The following is a 15,962-nucleotide window of genomic DNA, read 5'->3' as shown; positions in this document are numbered from 1 at the left end:
GAGCCGCTCAGGCCTCCAGAGCGATCGCGGTCACCGCGGGCGCGAAGGCACGATCCAGCACCAGGCAGGCCGCCCCCACCGCGATCACGTCGTCACCCAGGACGGTGCCGACGAGGGCAACCGGACGGTCGCCCGGACGCCCCAGCAGGTCGGCGGCGACCAGCGCCTCCAGCCGGGGCAGGTACACCCCGCGCAGCCGCATCCAGGTCGGTCCGCCGATCGCCACGGCGTCGGTGTCGAAGAGGTTGGCCAGGGTCGAGATGGCCTTCGCCAACTGCCTCGCCGAGGCATCGACGAGGACGAGGGCGCCGGGTTCCCCGGCATCCACCAGGGCACACAGTTCCGCGAACGACTCGTCGACCCGGACCGGGTCGGAGGCGTGCACGGCCTCGAGGTGCCGGCCGGCCAGCAGCCGCGACTGCACCGCCTGCTCGACCAGCGCCGCCGGGCTCAGCGTGGCGCCCAGGCAGCCACGGCGTCCGCACTCGCACAGCGGGCCGTTGTCGTCGACGTTCAGATGCCCGATGTCGCCGGCGTTGCCCGTCGACCCGCGAATGATGCTGTCGTTGTCGGCGACGCCGAGCCCGATGCCCGTGCTCAGGTACAGGAACAGCGAGTGGGCCTGGCCGAGCGTCGCGCCCGTCCACCGCTCGCCGATCGCGCCCGCCACCACGTCCTTGTCCAGCAGCACCGGCAGCCCCAGTTGGGCGGCCAGTTCGTCGACCACCGGCACGTAGCGCCAGCGCGGCAGGTGCGGCGGCGCCAGCACCGAGCCGTTCGCGACGTCGATCGGGCCCGGGGCGGCCACCCCCACGCCGGCCACGAGTTCGCCGGGAACCCCCGCCTCGTCGAGCAACGCCGGGACCGCCTCGGCCAGGTCGGCGATCACCCGTGTCGGCTCGACCTGCGCCGGGCTCGGCATCCGCATGTGCGCCACGACCTCGCCGCGCAGGCTGACCACGACCACGGTGACGAACAGTGGGTCGAGGTGGACGCCGACGGCGTAACGACCCTGAGGGTCGAGGGTGAGCGGGGTGCGCGGCTTGCCCAGACCGCGGGTGACGCGGTCACCCTCGAGCAGCAACCCGGATTCGAGCATCCGGCGGACGATGTTCGAGACGGTCTGGGCCGACAGGCCGGTCTGCTCGGCCACCTCCACCCGGCTGAGGCCGTCGCGGGCCCGCCGGATGGCGTCGATCACGACAGCCTCGTTGAACCCGGCGACGCGCGACAGGTTGGTGCCTCGTCGCAGCGCCCGCATCGATCTCACCTCGGCTCTGGGGTGGAAAACACGTAACTCAAGTCAATGTAGTTTGTCTGCGCCGCGCTGTCTCTACCGTCCGCCCGTCCAGGAGTGGTCCGTCGGACTCACCGTTCGAAGGACACCAGCACCTTGCCGGGGGTCGGATCGCCGGCGGCGAGGGCCGCGAAGGTGGCCGGTGCCTCGGCGAGCGGCACCGTGCGGCTGATCAAGGCGTCGGCAAGCTGGGGCGTACCGGCCAGGGCCTCGGACGCCGTGGCGAAGTCGAGGCTGGAGTAGGCGAAACTGCCGGTCAGCATGCGCTCGGCCGTCGTCACGTCGAACGCCGCGAGTTCCAGCCGCGGCGAGGCCATGCCGACCAGGCACACCGTGGCGCCCGCCTCGGTGGCCTGCAGACAGTCGGCCACCGAGCCCGACGTGCCGACCGCGTCCAGCGCGCACGACGCCGCCCCGGTCAGTGCCAGCACCTGCTCGGCCACCGGTCCGTCCGCCGGGTCGATGACCACCGCACCCAGACCGGCGAGCAGGTTGCGGCGCGGCGCGGACGGCTCGCTGACCACCACCGTTGCAGCCCCCGCCTGGCGCAGGGCCACCACCACCGACTGGCCGATCGGGCCGCCGCCGGTCATCAGCACCGTGGCGCCGGCCACCCGGGGCAGCCGGGCGACGGCGTGCGTGGCCACCGCCAGCGGCTCGATCAGCGCCCCGTGCGTCAGCGGCATCCCCGCGGGCAGGGTCACGACGTTGCGGGCCGGCACCACCAACGACTGCGCGAAGGCCGCCGGAAGGTCGGGCCGCACGCCGATGACGTACTTGTCCGGGTGCTGTTGCTCGCGCCCGCGCCAGGCGTCGGCGTCCGCCTCGGGCACGACCACGGGGTTGACCGTGACGGCGGTGCCGGGCGCGGGGCCGGCGACCCCCGGGCCGACGGCACGCACCCGTCCGGAGGTCTCGTGCCCCATCACCTGGCCGGGCCGGCGGCGTCCGTTCGCACCGGTGTAGCCGTGCAGGTCGGTGCCGCAAATGCCGGTGAAGCCGACGCCGATGAGCACCTCGCCCGGCCCGGGCGTCGGATCGGGCAGTTCGACGACCTCGAGGCGGCCGAACTCGGCCAGTCGCAGGGCCCGCATGTCAGCGCGGCCCGACGACTCGCTGGCGTTGCACCCCGAGACCGGTGACGCCGAGTTCGACGATGTCGCCGGCCTGGAGGAACACCGGCGGCTCCAGCCCCATGCCCACGCCGGGCGGCGTCCCGGTGTTGATCAGGTCACCCGGCTCCAGCACCAGGAACTGGCTCAGGTAGTGCACCAGGAACAGCGGGTCGAAGATCATCAACGAGGTGCTGCCGCTCTGCCGCCGGACGCCGTTGACGTCCAGCCACAGGTCGAGCCCGCCGACGTCCGCGAGCTCGTCGGGGGTGACCAGCCAGGGCCCGCACGGATTGAACGTCTCGGCGGACTTGCCCTTGCACCACTGCCCGCCTCGTTCGGTCTGGAAGGCGCGTTCGCTGACGTCGTTGACGACGACGTAGCCGGCGATGGACGCCGCCGCATCGGCCGGGCTCGCCAGGTACGAGGTGCGGCGTCCGATCACGATGCCGAGTTCGACCTCCCAGTCGGTCTTCGTCGAGCCGCGTGGAATGCGGACGTCGTCGTTCGGCCCGACCATCGTGTTGGGAGACTTGGTGAACAGGATAGGCTCGGCGGGCACCCGCTGCCCGGTCTCGGCCGCGTGGTCGCGGTAGTTCAGCCCGATGCACAGGATCTGGTGCGGGCGCGCGATCGGCGCCCCGATCCGCTCGCCGGCGAACCGGACGCGGTCGCCCTCGGCCGTCCGCCCGGCCACCACCTCGGCGAGCCGGTTGAGCCCGTCCGAGCCGAAGAACCGCTCGTCGAAGTCACTGAACTCGTCCGAGACGTCCAGGTAGTGCTCCTCGTCGAGCCGGACGACCGGACGCTCGCTGCCCGCCTCGCCGATCCGCATCAGTTTCACAGGACACTCCTTTGTGGTCTGACGGTGGCACGCACGCTACCCGCATCCACGGGGTTTCGCCATTGACTGGATTAATACGCCGGACACAGCATCCTGACGCCTCAGGCCTCCCCGCGGAACCCCAGCTGGGCCGAGAGCCCGGATGCCGCGGCGATCACCTCATCGGCCCGCTCACGTTTGGGTCCCGTCAGGCCGGCCTCCTGCCAAGAACCGCTTTGTGGTTGATTGGTGGCTGGTGGTCGCCGCGTCGGACCACAGGAACCGACATATGGTTGCAATAGATACCCCCGGGGGGTGTATATACCCACCACAAACCGGTTCAACGTCCAGGACCGTCGACCACCTCCGTTGATATGAACCAGAAAATGGTCAGACGGCAGCCCGGCGGGAGTTGCCCGAGCGGCTGCGCCCGGCGCTGCCACGCTGGGAGAACCTGACCACGTTGTCGCCGACGGCGGCCGGATTGCGCGAGCCGCGGGCAGCGCCCCAGCCGCCGGTGGTCGCCGGTTGCTTCGTCCGGCGCTGGGCGGGCGAGCCGTCCTCGGTGCGGGTGCGCGGGGCCTGACCGGCCCGGGCGCGGGAGGACGAGTTGCGGGACGACGAGCCGCGGTTGGCGCCCGGCGCGGCGGTCGCCCCCCGGCGTCCGACACCGCTGGAGCCGCGGGGCTTGCCGCGCCCGGACGCCTGCGGCTGGGCCGCCGACTTGGTCGCGGCGGCGGGGTGCGCCTCGCCGGGCGGCACGGGCAGGGCCGGCTCGCCGGCGAGGGCGGCGACGCGGTGATCGCCACCGGCGACCGGGGTCGGCTCGACGCTGATCCTGGCGGCCCGGGCGAGCGCCTTGAAGTCGGAGCGCTGCTCGGGCAGCACCAGGGTGACGACGTCGCCGTCGTGTCCGGCCCGCGCGGTGCGGCCGGAGCGGTGCAGGTACGCCTTGTGCTCGGCCGGCGGGTCGACGTGCACGACCAGGCCGACGTCGTCGATGTGGATGCCGCGGGCCGCGATGTCGGTGGCGACCATCACGCTCACCGAGCCGTCTGCGAACGCCTTCAGGCCACGCTCGCGCGCGTTCTGGGACAGGTTGCCGTGCAGCTCGACGGCCGGCACGCCGTCGGCGGTCAGGTCGCGGGCGAGCTTGCGGGCCTGGTGCTTGGTGCGGGTGAACAGCAGCCGCCGCGTCCGGCCGGCGGCCAGGGTGCGGACCACCTGACGCTTGGTCGCCGGCGAGTCGACCAGCAGCACGTGGTGGGTCATCTCGGCAGGCGCGGACGCCGCCGCGTCGACCGAGTGCACCAGCGGTTGGTGCAGGAAGCGCTTCACCAGCGCGTCGATGTGGTGGTCGAGCGTCGCCGAGAACAGCAGCCGCTGGCCGCCGGCGGGGGTGGCGGCGAGCAGCCGGGTGACGGCGGGCAGGAAGCCAAGGTCGGCCATGTGGTCGGCCTCGTCGAGCACGGTCACGGCCACGTCGCCCAGGCTGGCGTGGCCCTGTCCGATCAGGTCCTCGAGGCGTCCCGGCGTGGCGACGACGATGTCGGCGCCCTGCCGCAGCTGGCGGACCTGGCCGGACTGGTTGACGCCGCCGAAGATCGTCATCACGCTCAGGCCGGACGCCTCGGCCAGCGGCCGCACCGTGGCCAGGATCTGGCCGGCCAGCTCGCGGGTCGGTGCGAGGATCAGCGCCCGCGGATGTCCGGGGCGGGTCCGGGCGGCGACGCGTCCGGCCGACGGGACGAGCCGGGCCAGCCGGGCGACCACCGGCAGCGCGAAGGCGAGGGTCTTGCCCGAGCCGGTGCGGCCCCGGCCGAGCACGTCGCGTCCGGCGAGCGTGTCCGGCAGCGTGGCGGCCTGGATCGGGAACGGGGCCGTGAGGCCGCGCGCCGTCAGCGCGTCGACCAGGGGTTGCGGGACGCCGAGCGCGGCAAAGCCCACGGCGGTATAGGTGTTGGACACGAAACGTCTACTTTCACAAGGAGTGTTCACCACGGTCCAAGTCCGTGGGCGGCGGTGCGGACACCTGCCAGCTCGACACGGAATGTGGTGCGATGCGGGTCGCGACGACCGCGACCTGTCCCACAGTATTCCACACAAAGCCACGGCGGCGCGCACCACGACCCCCGCCAACCCTGGTATTGTCGGTGGTCGCACCAGTTGCACACCTGTCCAGGTTGAGCAGGCCGGTCGGCGTAACACCCGAAGGTTCGCAGTTCAACACGCCGATGGTTTGCTCGCCCCGCGATCCGGGTCGATCATTCCCCGAGTCCCCCGTCCGTCGCCGTCCTTCACGGACCTCGCACGAGAAACGATCCGCATCATCGCAACACCCGCAGCATCCCGGCCGGTCCTTCACCGGCTCGTTTCGGCTGCCCGCAGCACCCGCGCCGCCCGGCCGACCTGTCCCGGACGCCGGCTCCGAGGTGCTGCCCACCCATGGATCCCGCCCCGGCATCTCCGGGATGGAAAACCGGGGCGCACACGGCGCCCCACGAAACAAAGGAAAGATGACATGGCCACTGGCACTGTCAAATGGTTCAACTCCGACAAGGGCTACGGCTTCATCGCCCCGTCCGACGGCTCGCCCGACGTCTTCGCTCACTTCAGCGCCATCGAGGGCCACGGCCGCCGCGACCTGTTCGAGGGCCAGCAGGTCGAGTTCGGCATCGAGCAGGGCCAGAAGGGCCTGCAGGCGACGAACATCCGCGCCCTGTGAGCCACCCGCCGGTGTGAGTCGGGCAGCCGTTCGACTCACACCGGCCGCTCAGCCCACCCGCTGAGCACAGCGAAGCGCCGATCCCCGTGCGCCGCCCGCCACCGTGAGGGTGAGTGCGCACGGCCGGCGTGAACCGCGGCTCGTTCGACGAGCGCGGAACGGAAGGGCTCGATCAACCAGTACCGGGTCGCGGTCAACGTGTGCATCGACATGACCCGTGCCCCGCAACGGCGCGCGCTGCCGATGGACCTGCGGGCGCAGGGCACCGTCGGCGACGCCGCTCCCGCGCTGGGCGATCCGCTGCCGGCGGACGCCTCAACGATCGTCCGGCGGTGGCCTGCTACCACCTCGTCGACGACCGCCGCTGCGAGCCGTTCGCGGTGCACGTCGTGGAGGCGTCGGACGCCGGCATCACCGACCTCACGCACTACCTGGGCGCCTCGGTGTTCACGCTGCTCGGCCTGCCGGCCGAAATCGTCACGTGATCACCGACCAGTTTCGGCGGCCCGTCCCGTCTGACTGATCGGAGGGCGGAACCGCCGCCCGCGACACGAAGGAACGACATGTCCGCACCCGTCAGCGCCCACCTGTTCTACTCCGTCAACGGCGTGGCCCGCGATCCGCACCTGTTCCAGTTCGACGCCTTCGGCGAGGCCGAGGGCGAACTGATGACCACGGCCCTGGAGGGCGTCACCGACCTGGTCATCGGCCGGAAGCTGTGGCAGGAGTGGAAGGACTACTGGGCCACCGCCGACGACCCGTTCGGCGCCTTCATCAACCCGGTCCGCAAGCACGTCATCTCCTCGACCCTGCAGGGTCCGCTGGAGTGGAACAGCACCGTCGCCGTGGGCGACCCGGTCGACTACGTCCGCCGGCTCGCGGCGACGGCGGCCGGCCGGGTCAGCGTCGCCGGCGGCGTGCAGACCGTGCGGTCGTTGTTCGTCGGCGGCGCGATCGACACCCTCACGCTGACCATGCACCCGGCCGTGACCCCCGACGGCGGGCGGCTGTTCGACGAGTCTGTGCCGCTGACCCGACTGCAGCTGGTCGATTCGGTGATCACCCCGGCGGGCAACGCGGTGCTCACCTACTCGCTGCGGCCCTGAGACGGTCGTGCCCTGCAGGTGACCCTGAATACGGTGCACTCGTCCGGCCACCCGGACCGACCCTGGGGCGAACCGCCGCCTAGGGGCGGCGACGAGTGCACCGTTTTCAGGAACCCGGCCGGAAACCTTGACCCGCCGCCGCGGCCCTGGCCACACTGAAGCACCCTCCCCGCACTGACCGCCCGCCTGTCGTCGAGGAGTGCCGATGCGTCTCACCCCCTTCCGCCACCTGCTGATCGGCCTTGTCGCGCTCGGCCTGGCCGCCGGATGCACATCGGGTCCGCCCCCTGTCGACACCGGGCCCACGACCTCCGGCAGTGCGGCGCCGAACGCACCAGAGCCCACCGCACCCGAGCCCAGCGCCTCGGCGACCACCCCCGCAGGACCGGCCGCCGACGCCATCCGCCACCTCGACCCGGCCGGGTTGGACTGGCAGTGGTTCGAGAGCCACTCCCAGATCACCGCGGTCGACGTCACCAAGCCCGACAGGCACAAACGCACCTACACGATCGGCAAGCCGGTCTATTCCGACGCCAACGCCGACGGCCTGGAGGACATGGCGGTCTCCATCGCCCAACTCGACGGCAACGGCTACCGCGAGCAGTGGCACATCTGGCTGGCCGGTGCCGACGGGACCCCCGAACAGGTCACCATCCCGATCGCCTGGACGGTGCGCTGTGGCGACGGCACCAGCAAGGTGACGGCGACAAAGGGCGGCTTCAAGGTCGTCGAACGGCTGCGTGAACCGGTGATCGACGACCACCTGCCCTGCTCGAGCCCGGGCACGTTCAAGTCCACCCGCAGGGTGGGCGTCGAACGGGTCGGTGAACTGCCCGCGCTGGTCAACCTCGACGACCGGCGCGGCTACGGCGGGGTCTGTCCCACCCAGCAACGCACCGAGACCGGGCGGGTCAAGGTGTGGGGCGGCATCGCCCCGACCAATGCCGCCCCGCTCACCATCGACGGCAAGACGATGTACATGATCCTCACCCACCCGCACGGCCTCACCCAGAACGCCGACCCGATGCGGCTGGTCGCGGTGTGGCCCGCCGGTGGCAACTCCGACGACCGCATCTGCGTCTGGACCGATCCGGGCCGCTACGAGTCGAGCTGAACCCTCACCTGCGCCGCCGCCGGTGCGCCGAGCGCGTTCGGTCGCATCACTCACGGCGCCGCCGCACGGTGCTGGACGCCGACCGGCGGCTCGGACTGGACCGGCAGCGCGGGTGCCACCGAGCCGTCCGGCCTGCGAAGCTGCTGCAGGACGATCCGCCCCGCACCACGCGCCTGCACCGGCGCGATGAGCCGACGGATGTCGCGGTCGGTGTGAACGGCAGGATCGATGGTCACTCGTACTTCGTGGTCGACATAGGAGGCGACCACCAGCTCGAGCGCCTGGAACGCCCGCACCTCCGGAGGCGGCCACCCCGGTCACCGCCCCGTACTCCTCGGGCAGCGCCTTGATGTCGAGCCCCACCCAGTCGAGCTGCGGCAGCAGACCCGCCAACCGGGACGGGTACGCCCCGGCGGTGTGCAGGCCGACGGCGAACCCCGCGGCTTGCACCTCGTCGACGGCGCAGGCCGTTGCCGCCTGCCGGGTCGGCTCGCCGCCGGAGAACACCACACCGTCGATCAGGCCACGGCGTCGTCGCAGTAGGTCGCGCCCCCTCGCCCAGGGCACCCGGCCGGCGATCCCGGGGTCGAGCAGGTCGGGGTTGTGGCAGTACCCGCAGCGCCCATGGGCAGCCCTGCAGGAGGGCGGTCGCCACCAACCGTCCCGACCAATCGCACGTCGACAGCGGGGTGAGGTCGGCGATCGCCAGGCCATCGGCGCCTGCGCCGATCGTCCTGGTGCCCGGCCGGATCGATTCGGCCACCAGGGCCGGTCCGGTCGTCATGCCCCGACCAGCTCGGCCCGCTCCGGCACGAACGGTGTCCGATCTGCGTATTCGCCCGGCCGGTGCACGGCCGCCCCACACGGTGCCGCCGCCCGGTCCGTTGCCCACGGACAGACCCCCGCCGGGGGCGCCACGACGTCCGGCCCATAATGGTCCGGCACAACGGAAGGCAGGCAGATGACAGCAACCACCACCCCGCAGGCGAACGGCGCCGCGCAGACCGGCACCTCGCGGGTGAAGCGGGGCATGGCCGAGATGCTCAAGGGCGGCGTGATCATGGATGTGGTCACCGCCGAGCAGGCGAAGATCGCCGAGGACGCCGGCGCCGTCGCCGTGATGGCGCTGGAGCGGGTGCCGGCCGACATCCGGGCTCAGGGTGGCGTCGCGCGGATGAGCGACCCGGACCTGATCGACGGCATCGTCTCGGCGGTCACCATTCCGGTGATGGCCAAGGCGCGGATCGGGCACTTCGTCGAGGCGCAGGTGCTGCAGGCGCTGGGCGTCGACTACATCGACGAGTCCGAGGTGCTCACCCCCGCCGACTACGCCCATCACATCGACAAGTGGCAGTTCACGGTGCCGTTCGTGTGCGGCGCGACCAACCTGGGCGAGGCGCTGCGGCGGATCACCGAGGGGGCGGCGATGATCCGCTCGAAGGGCGAGGCCGGCACCGGGGACGTCTCGAACGCGACCACCCACATGCGGCAGATCCGCGCCGAACTGCGCCGGCTGTCGTCGCTGCCCGCCGACGAGCTGTACGTCGCGGCCAAGGAGCTGCAGGCGCCCTACGAGCTGGTCCGCGAGGTGGCCGAGACCGGCAAGCTGCCCGTGGTCCTGTTCACCGCCGGCGGCATCGCCACCCCGGCCGACGCGGCGATGATGATGCAGCTCGGCGCTGAGGGCGTGTTCGTCGGCTCGGGCATCTTCAAGTCCGGCAACCCGGCGCAACGGGCCGCCGCGATCGTCAAGGCGACCACCTTCTACGACGACCCGGACGTCATCGCCCAGGTGTCGCGCGGCCTCGGCGAGGCGATGGTGGGCATCAACGTCGAGGACGTCCCCGAGCCGCACCGGCTCGCCGAACGCGGTTGGTGAGCACCGTCCGGGGCGGTGGTGGTCGCTCAGGCGCCCTTCGTCATCCCGAGCTCGCCCCGGGATCCCTACCGCCCGCCCCACTCCGGGAGCCCCGGTGACGGCGGCGCCCGTCGTCGGCGTCCTCGCCCTGCAAGGCGACGTCCGCGAGCACGTTGCGGCGCTGACCGCCTGCGGGGCGTTGCCGCGACCGGTGCGGCGTCCGGCCGAGTTGGACGGGCTGGCCGGGCTGGTCATCCCCGGCGGCGAGTCCACCACCATCGACAAGCTGGCCCGCGCCTTCGACCTGCGCGAGCCGCTGGTCGCGGCGCTGCGAGCCGGCCTGCCCGCCTTCGGATCGTGCGCGGGCATGATCATGCTGGCCGACCGGCTCGTCGACGCCCCGGCAGACCAGCAGACCTTCGGCGGCCTCGATGTCACCGTGCGGCGCAACGCGTTCGGACGCCAGACCGACTCGTTCGAGGCCGACCTCGATTCCGGCTGGCCCGCCGGCGGCGCCTTCCGGGCGGTGTTCATTCGGGCGCCCGAGGTGGTCGGGTGCGGGCCGGACGTCGAGGTGCTGGCGAGCGTGCCGCGTCCGGACGGCGCCCGGCACGTGGTGGCCGTCCGGCAGGGCAACCTGCTGGCCACCGCCTTCCACCCCGAGATGGGGGGCGACCCCCGCGTCCACGCCGCCTTCGTCGCCCTGGCCCGGGCCGCCGGCTGACCCTCGCGACATTGCGCGCGTCCGGTCACGTTGCGGGTGTTGCAACAGCCGCAACGGGTCCGCAGGCGCGCAACGTCACCACGCCCCTGCCCGGGTCGCCGGGGACGACCTGCTGCTACGGGGTGATCCGGTTGCCGTCGCCGACCACGTCGCGCTTCTCGATGCTCTGCGCTTCGACCTCGTTGTCGTTGCCGTTGATGGTGAGCAGGCCGATCCGCGTCTCGACCTCGAAGCTGTTGTGATCGCCGTTCACCAGCAGCGCATTGGCGCTGGTCAGCGACAGGTCGTTGTCCTGACCGGAGACAGAGCCGTTGGTCACGTCGTCGGTCTCGAGGTCGTTGCCGTCACCGCTCACCTTGAGCGCGGCGACCGCCCTGGCGTCCACGTCGTTGTTGTCGCCCTGCACGGTAAGCACGGCGATCGGTCCGGCACTCTCGACGTCGCTGCCGTCGGCGCTGAGGCTCACCGCGTCGCAGTCTCCGGTCAGCCAGTAGTCGCCGGCGCCGTGGATCGCGTAGCCGGTGCCGGCCTCGCACTGGGTGGTCGAGCCCGCGGCGAGGCTCACCCAGGTGGCCGGCTTCGAGGCGTCCGGCGTCCCCGTCGCCGGGCCGGCCGACGCGGTGGCGCGCGCGGTCGAGACCAGCGTCCCGATCGACGGCGTCGGGGGCGCGGCCGGCGTGCCGGTGCAGGCGGTGAGAACCAGCAGCCCAAGCCCGGCCAGGCCCGCCGCACGGGGCGCTGTTCGACTCATGGCCGGATTCTAGGCACGGGGTTGCCGCGGTGTGGCGGGACGCGGCCGTCAGCGCTCGGCCTGCCAGGCGTCCACGAACTGCTCCGGGGTGAGCGGACGCCGTTGCCAGCCGAGGCGTCCGGCCAGCCGCATGAGCTGCGGCGCCTCGACCGCCGCGGCGGCCAGCACGTCGTCCTGCCCGAAGACCTCCGCGGGCGGGCCGTCGGCGAGCACCTCGCCGCGCGCCATCACCACCACCCGCTCGAAATGCTCGGCGGCCACGTCCATGTCGTGGGTGATGGCGATCACCGTCCGGCCCGCGGCCGCCAGCGACTCCACCACCCCGGCCACCAACTCGACGCCGCGGGCGTCCTGGCCGGTGGTCGGCTCGTCCAGCACCACGACGTCGGTGCACATCGCCAACACTCCCGCCAGCGCCACCCGTTTGCGCTCGGACAAGGACAGATGCATCGGATGGGTGTGAGCGGTCGCGGCCAGCCCGACCTGCTCCAGTGCCTCCACCGCCCGCGTCGTCACCTCGGCCCCGGTGACCCCGAGGTTGCGCGGCCCGAACTCGACGTCGGCCAGCACGGTCGAGGCGAAGATCTGCTCGTCGGGGTTCTGGAACACGTAGCCGACCAGGGCCGCCAGCTCGGCGATCGGGCGTCCGGTGGTGGGCCGGTCGCCGACGGTGACCACCCCCGCGGTGGGCTGGTGGATGCCGTTCAGGTGCCGCACCAGGGTGGTCTTGCCTGCGCCGTTCTGGCCGACGATCGCCACCCGCTCGCCGGGCGCGACGGCCAGGCTCACCCCGCGCAACGCCTCGACGCCGCCCGGGTAGCTGAACCGGACGCCGTCGAACCGCACCGCGGTCATCGCGGGCCCCCGAACGTCTCCACGGCCTGCTCGAACGAGACGGGCAGCACGCCGCCGTTCAACAGCCCGCGATCCCGGGCGATCCGGGCGGCGCGGGTGAAGCGTGTGGCGCCGATCCCCCACTCTTCGGTGTGGTCGTCGGCGAGCACGGTGGTCGGGTCGCCGTCGGCGACGATCCGCCCGCCGGCCAGCACCAGCAACCGGTCGGCGTAGGCCTGCAGCAGCTCCTGCTTGTGCTCGAAGACGATCACGGTCAGGCCCGCCTCCTCGAGCGTGTTGAGCACGTCGAACACCAGCCGGGTGCCTGCCGGGTCGAGTTGCGAGGTGGGCTCGTCCATCACCAGCACGGGGGTGCGCAGCACCAGCATCGAGGCGATGGCGACGAGCTGCATCTGCCCGCCGGACAGCGCGTACGGCGAGCGGTCGAGCAGGTCGGTGATCCGCAGCAGCCGGGCCACGTCGTCCACCCGCTTGGCCATCTCGGCGCGAGGGGTGCCGACGTTCTCGAGCCCGAAGGCGATCTCTTCGCGGACGGTGTACTTGGCGCCGGAGATCTGGTTGAACGGGTTCTGGATGACCAGGCCGACCTGACCGACCGCCTCGACCAGCGACAGCTCGGCCAGATCGCGCCCGCCGACCGACACGGTGCCGGTGAGGTCGCCGCCGTCCACCTGCGGAATGAACCCGCTGATCAGCTTCGCCAGCGTGGTCTTGCCCGCCCCGGACGCCCCGACCACCCCGGTGATCGACCCGGCCGCGATCTCGAGCCGGACGCCGTGGAGGACGGGGCGGTCGGCGTCCGGGTAGGCGTAGGTGACGTCGTCGAGCACCACGAAGCCCTGGTCAGTCATCGGCCACCTCCCGACGGAAGAACGGTCCCCCCGGTCCACAGCGCAGTGAGCACTCTCACCGCGACCCCCACACGAACGGCGCCACGATCGCCACCGCGGCCAGGGCCGGCATCACCCAGCGCGCCACCCGCTGGGCCGTGGTGTCGGGCACCGGCACCAGCGACGTGCGGCGTGCGGTCGAGCCGAAACCGCGCGCCTCCATGGCCGTCGACCGCTCTTCGACGTCGGTGAACATGCCCAGCACGAGTGGCCCGAGCAGCGGCATCAGGACGCCGAGCCGGCGCAGCGGATTGCGTGGAACGGCCAGGCCGCGGGCCTGCTGCGCGAGCAGGATGCTGTCGGCCCGGTCGCGGAACGACGGGATCAACTGCAGCGTCGAGGAGATGATGTAGCTGAACTTCGGCGACAGGCCCTTCTCGGTCAGCGCCGACATCAGCTCGCCGGGGTGCGTGGTCAGCACCAGCAGCACCGACGCGCACACCAGGCACGCCAGCCGCGCACCGATCGTCGCCGCGAACAGCAACCCTTCGGTGGTCAGCGCCAGCGGACCCCACTCCCACAGCACGGTCTGCCCGCCCGGGTAGGTCAGCCCCTGCACGAGCACCAGCATCGCCAGCACCGGCAGCAGCAGCCGCAGCGCGAAGCCGGCCAGCACTCCCCCACAGCCGGACGCCACCGCCGCCGGCACGATCACCAGCAGCAGCACCCCCACCCCGACCCACCACTGCGCGATGGCGAACACCACCACCAGCAGGCACAGCAGCGCCACCAGTTTGGTGACCGGGTTCAGCCGGTGGACCGGCGATACCCGCTCGACGTACAGGGTCGTCGACACGCCCGCTCAGGCCGCTTTCACGCCGGGACGCCGGAACACCCGGTACTCGCGGACGAACGGGAACCGTTGCAGGAACCGGCTCGGCAGCGCGGTCAGGATGAGCACCACCACGGTGAACGACAGCAACTTGTCCAGCGGGTCGGACAGCAACCCCTGGAAGGTGGTGGACGCCAGCAGCGAGTTGCCCCAGGCCTGGAACATGCCGACCAGCGCGCCGGTGCCGGGCGCGGTCACCCCGCCGAAGACGAAGGCGGCGATCGGCGCCGAGATCATCGCCGCCACCACCCCGGTGACGGCGCCGGCGATGGGCGCGAGCCACACCCGGCGGAACATGCCGTAGCGGGCGGCGTAGCCGGCCATCAGCCCGATGACCACCTGCACCACGGCGAACGGCAACACGGACGGGCTCAGGATCAGCCCCCAGATCACGTTGGTCAGGATGCCGGTCACCACGCCGGCGGCCGGCCCGGCCAGCACCGAGATGAGCACGGTGCCGATCGAGTCGAGATAGACCGGCAGGGCCAGCACGACGACCAGCTGCCCGACGACGATGTTGAGCGCTATCGCCACCGGCACCATCGCGATCGTGACGGTGGAGAGCCGGTGGATCGACCCGGCGGCGATCAGTACCGCGCCGACCAGGTAGCCGGCCATCGCGATCAGCCCGGCCGGCGCCGAGGCGTTGTCGGCGAGTTCCGTCGGCTGCGCGATGACCAGGTACAGGTAGGTGGCCAGCACGATCAGGGTGCCGATCACGATCAGGGCGAGGTTGCGGGTTCGGTTGGCGTTGCCCTGTCCGGTGGTGGTCGTGCTCACGGGTCCTCCTGGCGAAGTCGTTGTCACATTGTGCTCAGCCGACCCGCCGGGCGAGCGCAGCGACCCGCTCGATGGCGCGCCGGAAGAACTCCTCGGGGTCGGTGTCGACCACGATGTCGGCGTTCGGCTCGCGGCCCCACATGCCTCGCCAGTCGGCGACGGTCTGCCCGCGGGTGAGGGTGCCGGCCAGTTCCACGTCGACGGTGGCGCGCCGGGTGGTCGCCAGCGCCGGGTCGAGCGCGACGGCCGCCGCGAACGGGTCGTGCATGTGCGCCAGGAACCCCTGGTCGTAGAGCCGATGGAACTCCATATAGAACCGGACGGCGTCACTCAGGTGCCGCACCACCCGGTTGGACGCCTGCGAGCGCCGGCCGGGCGGGTCGTCCGGATCGATGATCTCGGCCGGGGTGCTGCCGCACGCCTCCGCGAGCGCCGCGATGTGGTGCGGACGCATCTCGATCCGTTCGGTGACGTCCAGGGCGCAGATGACCGGACGCCGCCCCTCCGGCAGGCCCGAGAAGGCGTCGAAGACGATCCTGGCGGCGTCCGGGTCGACGGCGACGTTCCATTCGGTGGTGGGGTTGGTGTTGCCGGGATGGTTGAACGCACCCCCCATCACCACGATGCGCTTCAGCAGCCGGGGCAGTTCCGGTTCGAGCTTGACCGCCAGCGCCAGGTTGGTGAGCGGCCCGGTGACCAGTCCGGTGATCTCGCCCGGACGCCGGCGCGCGTTGTCGATCCACACCTGCGTGGCGTGCCGGGACGACAGCGCGCGGGTGGGTGCGGGCAGTTCGGCATAGCCGATGCCCTGCGGTCCGTGGGTCTCCTCGGTGGTCATCAGCGGCGCAATGATCGGCACCTCGGCACCGAGCGCGACCTCGACGTCCGCGTAGCCGCACAGCTCGAGCCAGGCGAGGTTGTTGGTGGCGACCTGCCGGGCGGTCACGTTGCCGGCCGTGCAGGTGATGCCGAGCAGTTCGGCCTCGGGGCTGGCCATCAGGTACAGCAGGGCGAGCGAGTCGTCGATGCCGGTGTCGACGTCGACGATCAGCGGGACTGTCTGCTCGGCCACTGTTCCCCCTTGCCACGAGCGTG

At 71.9% G+C, this 15,962-nt stretch carries 17 protein-coding genes; 6 read left to right on the top strand and 11 right to left on the bottom strand.

Going from position 1 to position 15,962, the window contains the following annotated elements; translation table 11 throughout:
* Nucleotides 1–7 precede the first annotated feature (7 nt).
* The 4 genes from OIE40_RS08510 to OIE40_RS08495 all read right to left on the bottom strand — a co-directional run bounded on the left by OIE40_RS08510 (nucleotide 8) and on the right by OIE40_RS08495 (nucleotide 5,200).
* On the bottom strand, nucleotides 8–1,261 hold the full coding sequence (locus tag OIE40_RS08510) for an ROK family protein (RefSeq protein WP_264701779.1): 1,254 nt from the start codon (nucleotides 1,259–1,261) through the stop codon (nucleotides 8–10).
* A gap of 107 nt (nucleotides 1,262–1,368) precedes the next feature.
* A complete protein-coding gene (locus OIE40_RS08505; protein ID WP_264701778.1) occupies nucleotides 1,369–2,391 on the bottom strand; it encodes a zinc-dependent alcohol dehydrogenase in 1,023 nt (340 codons plus the stop codon).
* 1 nt (nucleotide 2,392) lies between these two features.
* Nucleotides 2,393–3,244, bottom strand: a complete 852-nt coding sequence (locus tag OIE40_RS08500; RefSeq protein WP_264702322.1) for a fumarylacetoacetate hydrolase family protein — start codon at nucleotides 3,242–3,244, stop codon at nucleotides 2,393–2,395.
* Between the two features lie 378 nt (nucleotides 3,245–3,622).
* Nucleotides 3,623–5,200, bottom strand: a complete 1,578-nt coding sequence (locus OIE40_RS08495) for a DEAD/DEAH box helicase (protein ID WP_264701777.1) — start codon at nucleotides 5,198–5,200, stop codon at nucleotides 3,623–3,625.
* Between the two features lie 553 nt (nucleotides 5,201–5,753).
* Here OIE40_RS08495 and OIE40_RS08490 point away from each other — a divergent pair.
* From OIE40_RS08490 to OIE40_RS08475, 4 genes are all read left to right on the top strand, one after another.
* A complete protein-coding gene (locus OIE40_RS08490; RefSeq protein WP_264701776.1) occupies nucleotides 5,754–5,957 on the top strand; it encodes a cold-shock protein in 204 nt (67 codons plus the stop codon).
* A 332-nt stretch (nucleotides 5,958–6,289) separates the two neighbouring features.
* Nucleotides 6,290–6,442, top strand: a complete 153-nt coding sequence (locus OIE40_RS08485; RefSeq protein WP_264701775.1) for a hypothetical protein — start codon at nucleotides 6,290–6,292, stop codon at nucleotides 6,440–6,442.
* Between the two features lie 78 nt (nucleotides 6,443–6,520).
* Nucleotides 6,521–7,063, top strand: coding sequence for a dihydrofolate reductase family protein (locus OIE40_RS08480; protein WP_264701774.1), 543 nt, complete (start codon nucleotides 6,521–6,523; stop codon nucleotides 7,061–7,063).
* Between the two features lie 205 nt (nucleotides 7,064–7,268).
* A complete protein-coding gene (locus OIE40_RS08475; RefSeq protein ID WP_264701773.1) occupies nucleotides 7,269–8,177 on the top strand; it encodes a flagellar basal body L-ring protein FlgH in 909 nt (302 codons plus the stop codon).
* A gap of 50 nt (nucleotides 8,178–8,227) precedes the next feature.
* Here OIE40_RS08475 and OIE40_RS08470 read toward each other — a convergent pair whose 3' ends face one another.
* Nucleotides 8,228–8,413, bottom strand: a complete 186-nt coding sequence (locus tag OIE40_RS08470) for a hypothetical protein (protein ID WP_264701772.1) — start codon at nucleotides 8,411–8,413, stop codon at nucleotides 8,228–8,230.
* Between the two features lie 725 nt (nucleotides 8,414–9,138).
* Here OIE40_RS08470 and pdxS point away from each other — a divergent pair.
* Both pdxS and pdxT read left to right on the top strand, forming a co-directional pair.
* Nucleotides 9,139–10,056 carry a pyridoxal 5'-phosphate synthase lyase subunit PdxS gene (gene pdxS / locus OIE40_RS08465; protein ID WP_264701771.1) on the top strand — a complete coding sequence of 306 codons (918 nt, stop codon included), beginning with the start codon at nucleotides 9,139–9,141 and terminating at the stop codon, nucleotides 10,054–10,056.
* A gap of 94 nt (nucleotides 10,057–10,150) precedes the next feature.
* On the top strand, nucleotides 10,151–10,759 hold the full coding sequence (gene pdxT / locus OIE40_RS08460) for a pyridoxal 5'-phosphate synthase glutaminase subunit PdxT (protein WP_264701770.1): 609 nt from the start codon (nucleotides 10,151–10,153) through the stop codon (nucleotides 10,757–10,759).
* Between the two features lie 115 nt (nucleotides 10,760–10,874).
* Here pdxT and OIE40_RS08455 read toward each other — a convergent pair whose 3' ends face one another.
* From OIE40_RS08455 to OIE40_RS08430, 6 genes are read right to left on the bottom strand one after another with little or no spacing between them, the layout of a single operon-like run.
* Complete coding sequence (locus tag OIE40_RS08455; RefSeq protein ID WP_264701769.1) at nucleotides 10,875–11,510, bottom strand: DUF3060 domain-containing protein; 636 nt, start codon at nucleotides 11,508–11,510, stop codon at nucleotides 10,875–10,877.
* Nucleotides 11,511–11,558: 48 nt separating this feature from the next.
* Entirely contained in the window at nucleotides 11,559–12,365 is an 807-nt protein-coding gene (locus tag OIE40_RS08450; protein WP_264701768.1) for an energy-coupling factor ABC transporter ATP-binding protein, read from the bottom strand.
* On the bottom strand, nucleotides 12,362–13,216 hold the full coding sequence (locus OIE40_RS08445; RefSeq protein ID WP_264701767.1) for an energy-coupling factor ABC transporter ATP-binding protein: 855 nt from the start codon (nucleotides 13,214–13,216) through the stop codon (nucleotides 12,362–12,364). The genes OIE40_RS08450 and OIE40_RS08445 overlap by 4 nt, the downstream gene beginning before the upstream one ends.
* A 55-nt stretch (nucleotides 13,217–13,271) precedes the next feature.
* A complete protein-coding gene (locus tag OIE40_RS08440; RefSeq protein ID WP_264701766.1) occupies nucleotides 13,272–14,051 on the bottom strand; it encodes an energy-coupling factor transporter transmembrane component T family protein in 780 nt (259 codons plus the stop codon).
* Nucleotides 14,052–14,057: 6 nt separating this feature from the next.
* Nucleotides 14,058–14,867, bottom strand: a complete 810-nt coding sequence (locus OIE40_RS08435) for a hypothetical protein (RefSeq protein WP_264701765.1) — start codon at nucleotides 14,865–14,867, stop codon at nucleotides 14,058–14,060.
* A gap of 34 nt (nucleotides 14,868–14,901) precedes the next feature.
* Nucleotides 14,902–15,939: a nucleoside hydrolase gene (locus OIE40_RS08430; protein WP_264701764.1), complete on the bottom strand. Its 1,038-nt coding sequence runs from the start codon at nucleotides 15,937–15,939 to the stop codon at nucleotides 14,902–14,904.
* Nucleotides 15,940–15,962 lie beyond the last annotated feature (23 nt).

It is taken from the genome of Micropruina sonneratiae, assembly GCF_025972045.1.
GTDB lineage: Bacteria > Actinomycetota > Actinomycetes > Propionibacteriales > Propionibacteriaceae > Micropruina > Micropruina sonneratiae.
The sequence above is the reverse complement of the archived record's forward strand: the minus strand, read 5'-3'. Positions and strand labels throughout refer to the sequence as shown.

Excerpts from the sequence above, each read along its gene's own strand:
- OIE40_RS08445 (WP_264701767.1), bottom strand. The coding sequence starts at position 13,216 with ATGACTGACCAGGGCTTCGTGGTGCTCGACGACGTCACCTACGCCTAC.
- OIE40_RS08505 (WP_264701778.1), bottom strand. The coding sequence starts at position 2,391 with ATGCGGGCCCTGCGACTGGCCGAGTTCGGCCGCCTCGAGGTCGTCGAA.
- OIE40_RS08475 (WP_264701773.1), top strand. The coding sequence starts at position 7,269 with ATGCGTCTCACCCCCTTCCGCCACCTGCTGATCGGCCTTGTCGCGCTC.
- OIE40_RS08450 (WP_264701768.1), bottom strand. The coding sequence starts at position 12,365 with ATGACCGCGGTGCGGTTCGACGGCGTCCGGTTCAGCTACCCGGGCGGC.
- OIE40_RS08480 (WP_264701774.1), top strand. The coding sequence starts at position 6,521 with ATGTCCGCACCCGTCAGCGCCCACCTGTTCTACTCCGTCAACGGCGTG.
- OIE40_RS08455 (WP_264701769.1), bottom strand. The coding sequence starts at position 11,510 with ATGAGTCGAACAGCGCCCCGTGCGGCGGGCCTGGCCGGGCTTGGGCTG.
- OIE40_RS08500 (WP_264702322.1), bottom strand. The coding sequence starts at position 3,244 with ATGCGGATCGGCGAGGCGGGCAGCGAGCGTCCGGTCGTCCGGCTCGAC.
- OIE40_RS08510 (WP_264701779.1), bottom strand. The coding sequence starts at position 1,261 with ATGCGGGCGCTGCGACGAGGCACCAACCTGTCGCGCGTCGCCGGGTTC.
- pdxS (WP_264701771.1), top strand. The coding sequence starts at position 9,139 with ATGACAGCAACCACCACCCCGCAGGCGAACGGCGCCGCGCAGACCGGC.
- OIE40_RS08490 (WP_264701776.1), top strand. The coding sequence starts at position 5,754 with ATGGCCACTGGCACTGTCAAATGGTTCAACTCCGACAAGGGCTACGGC.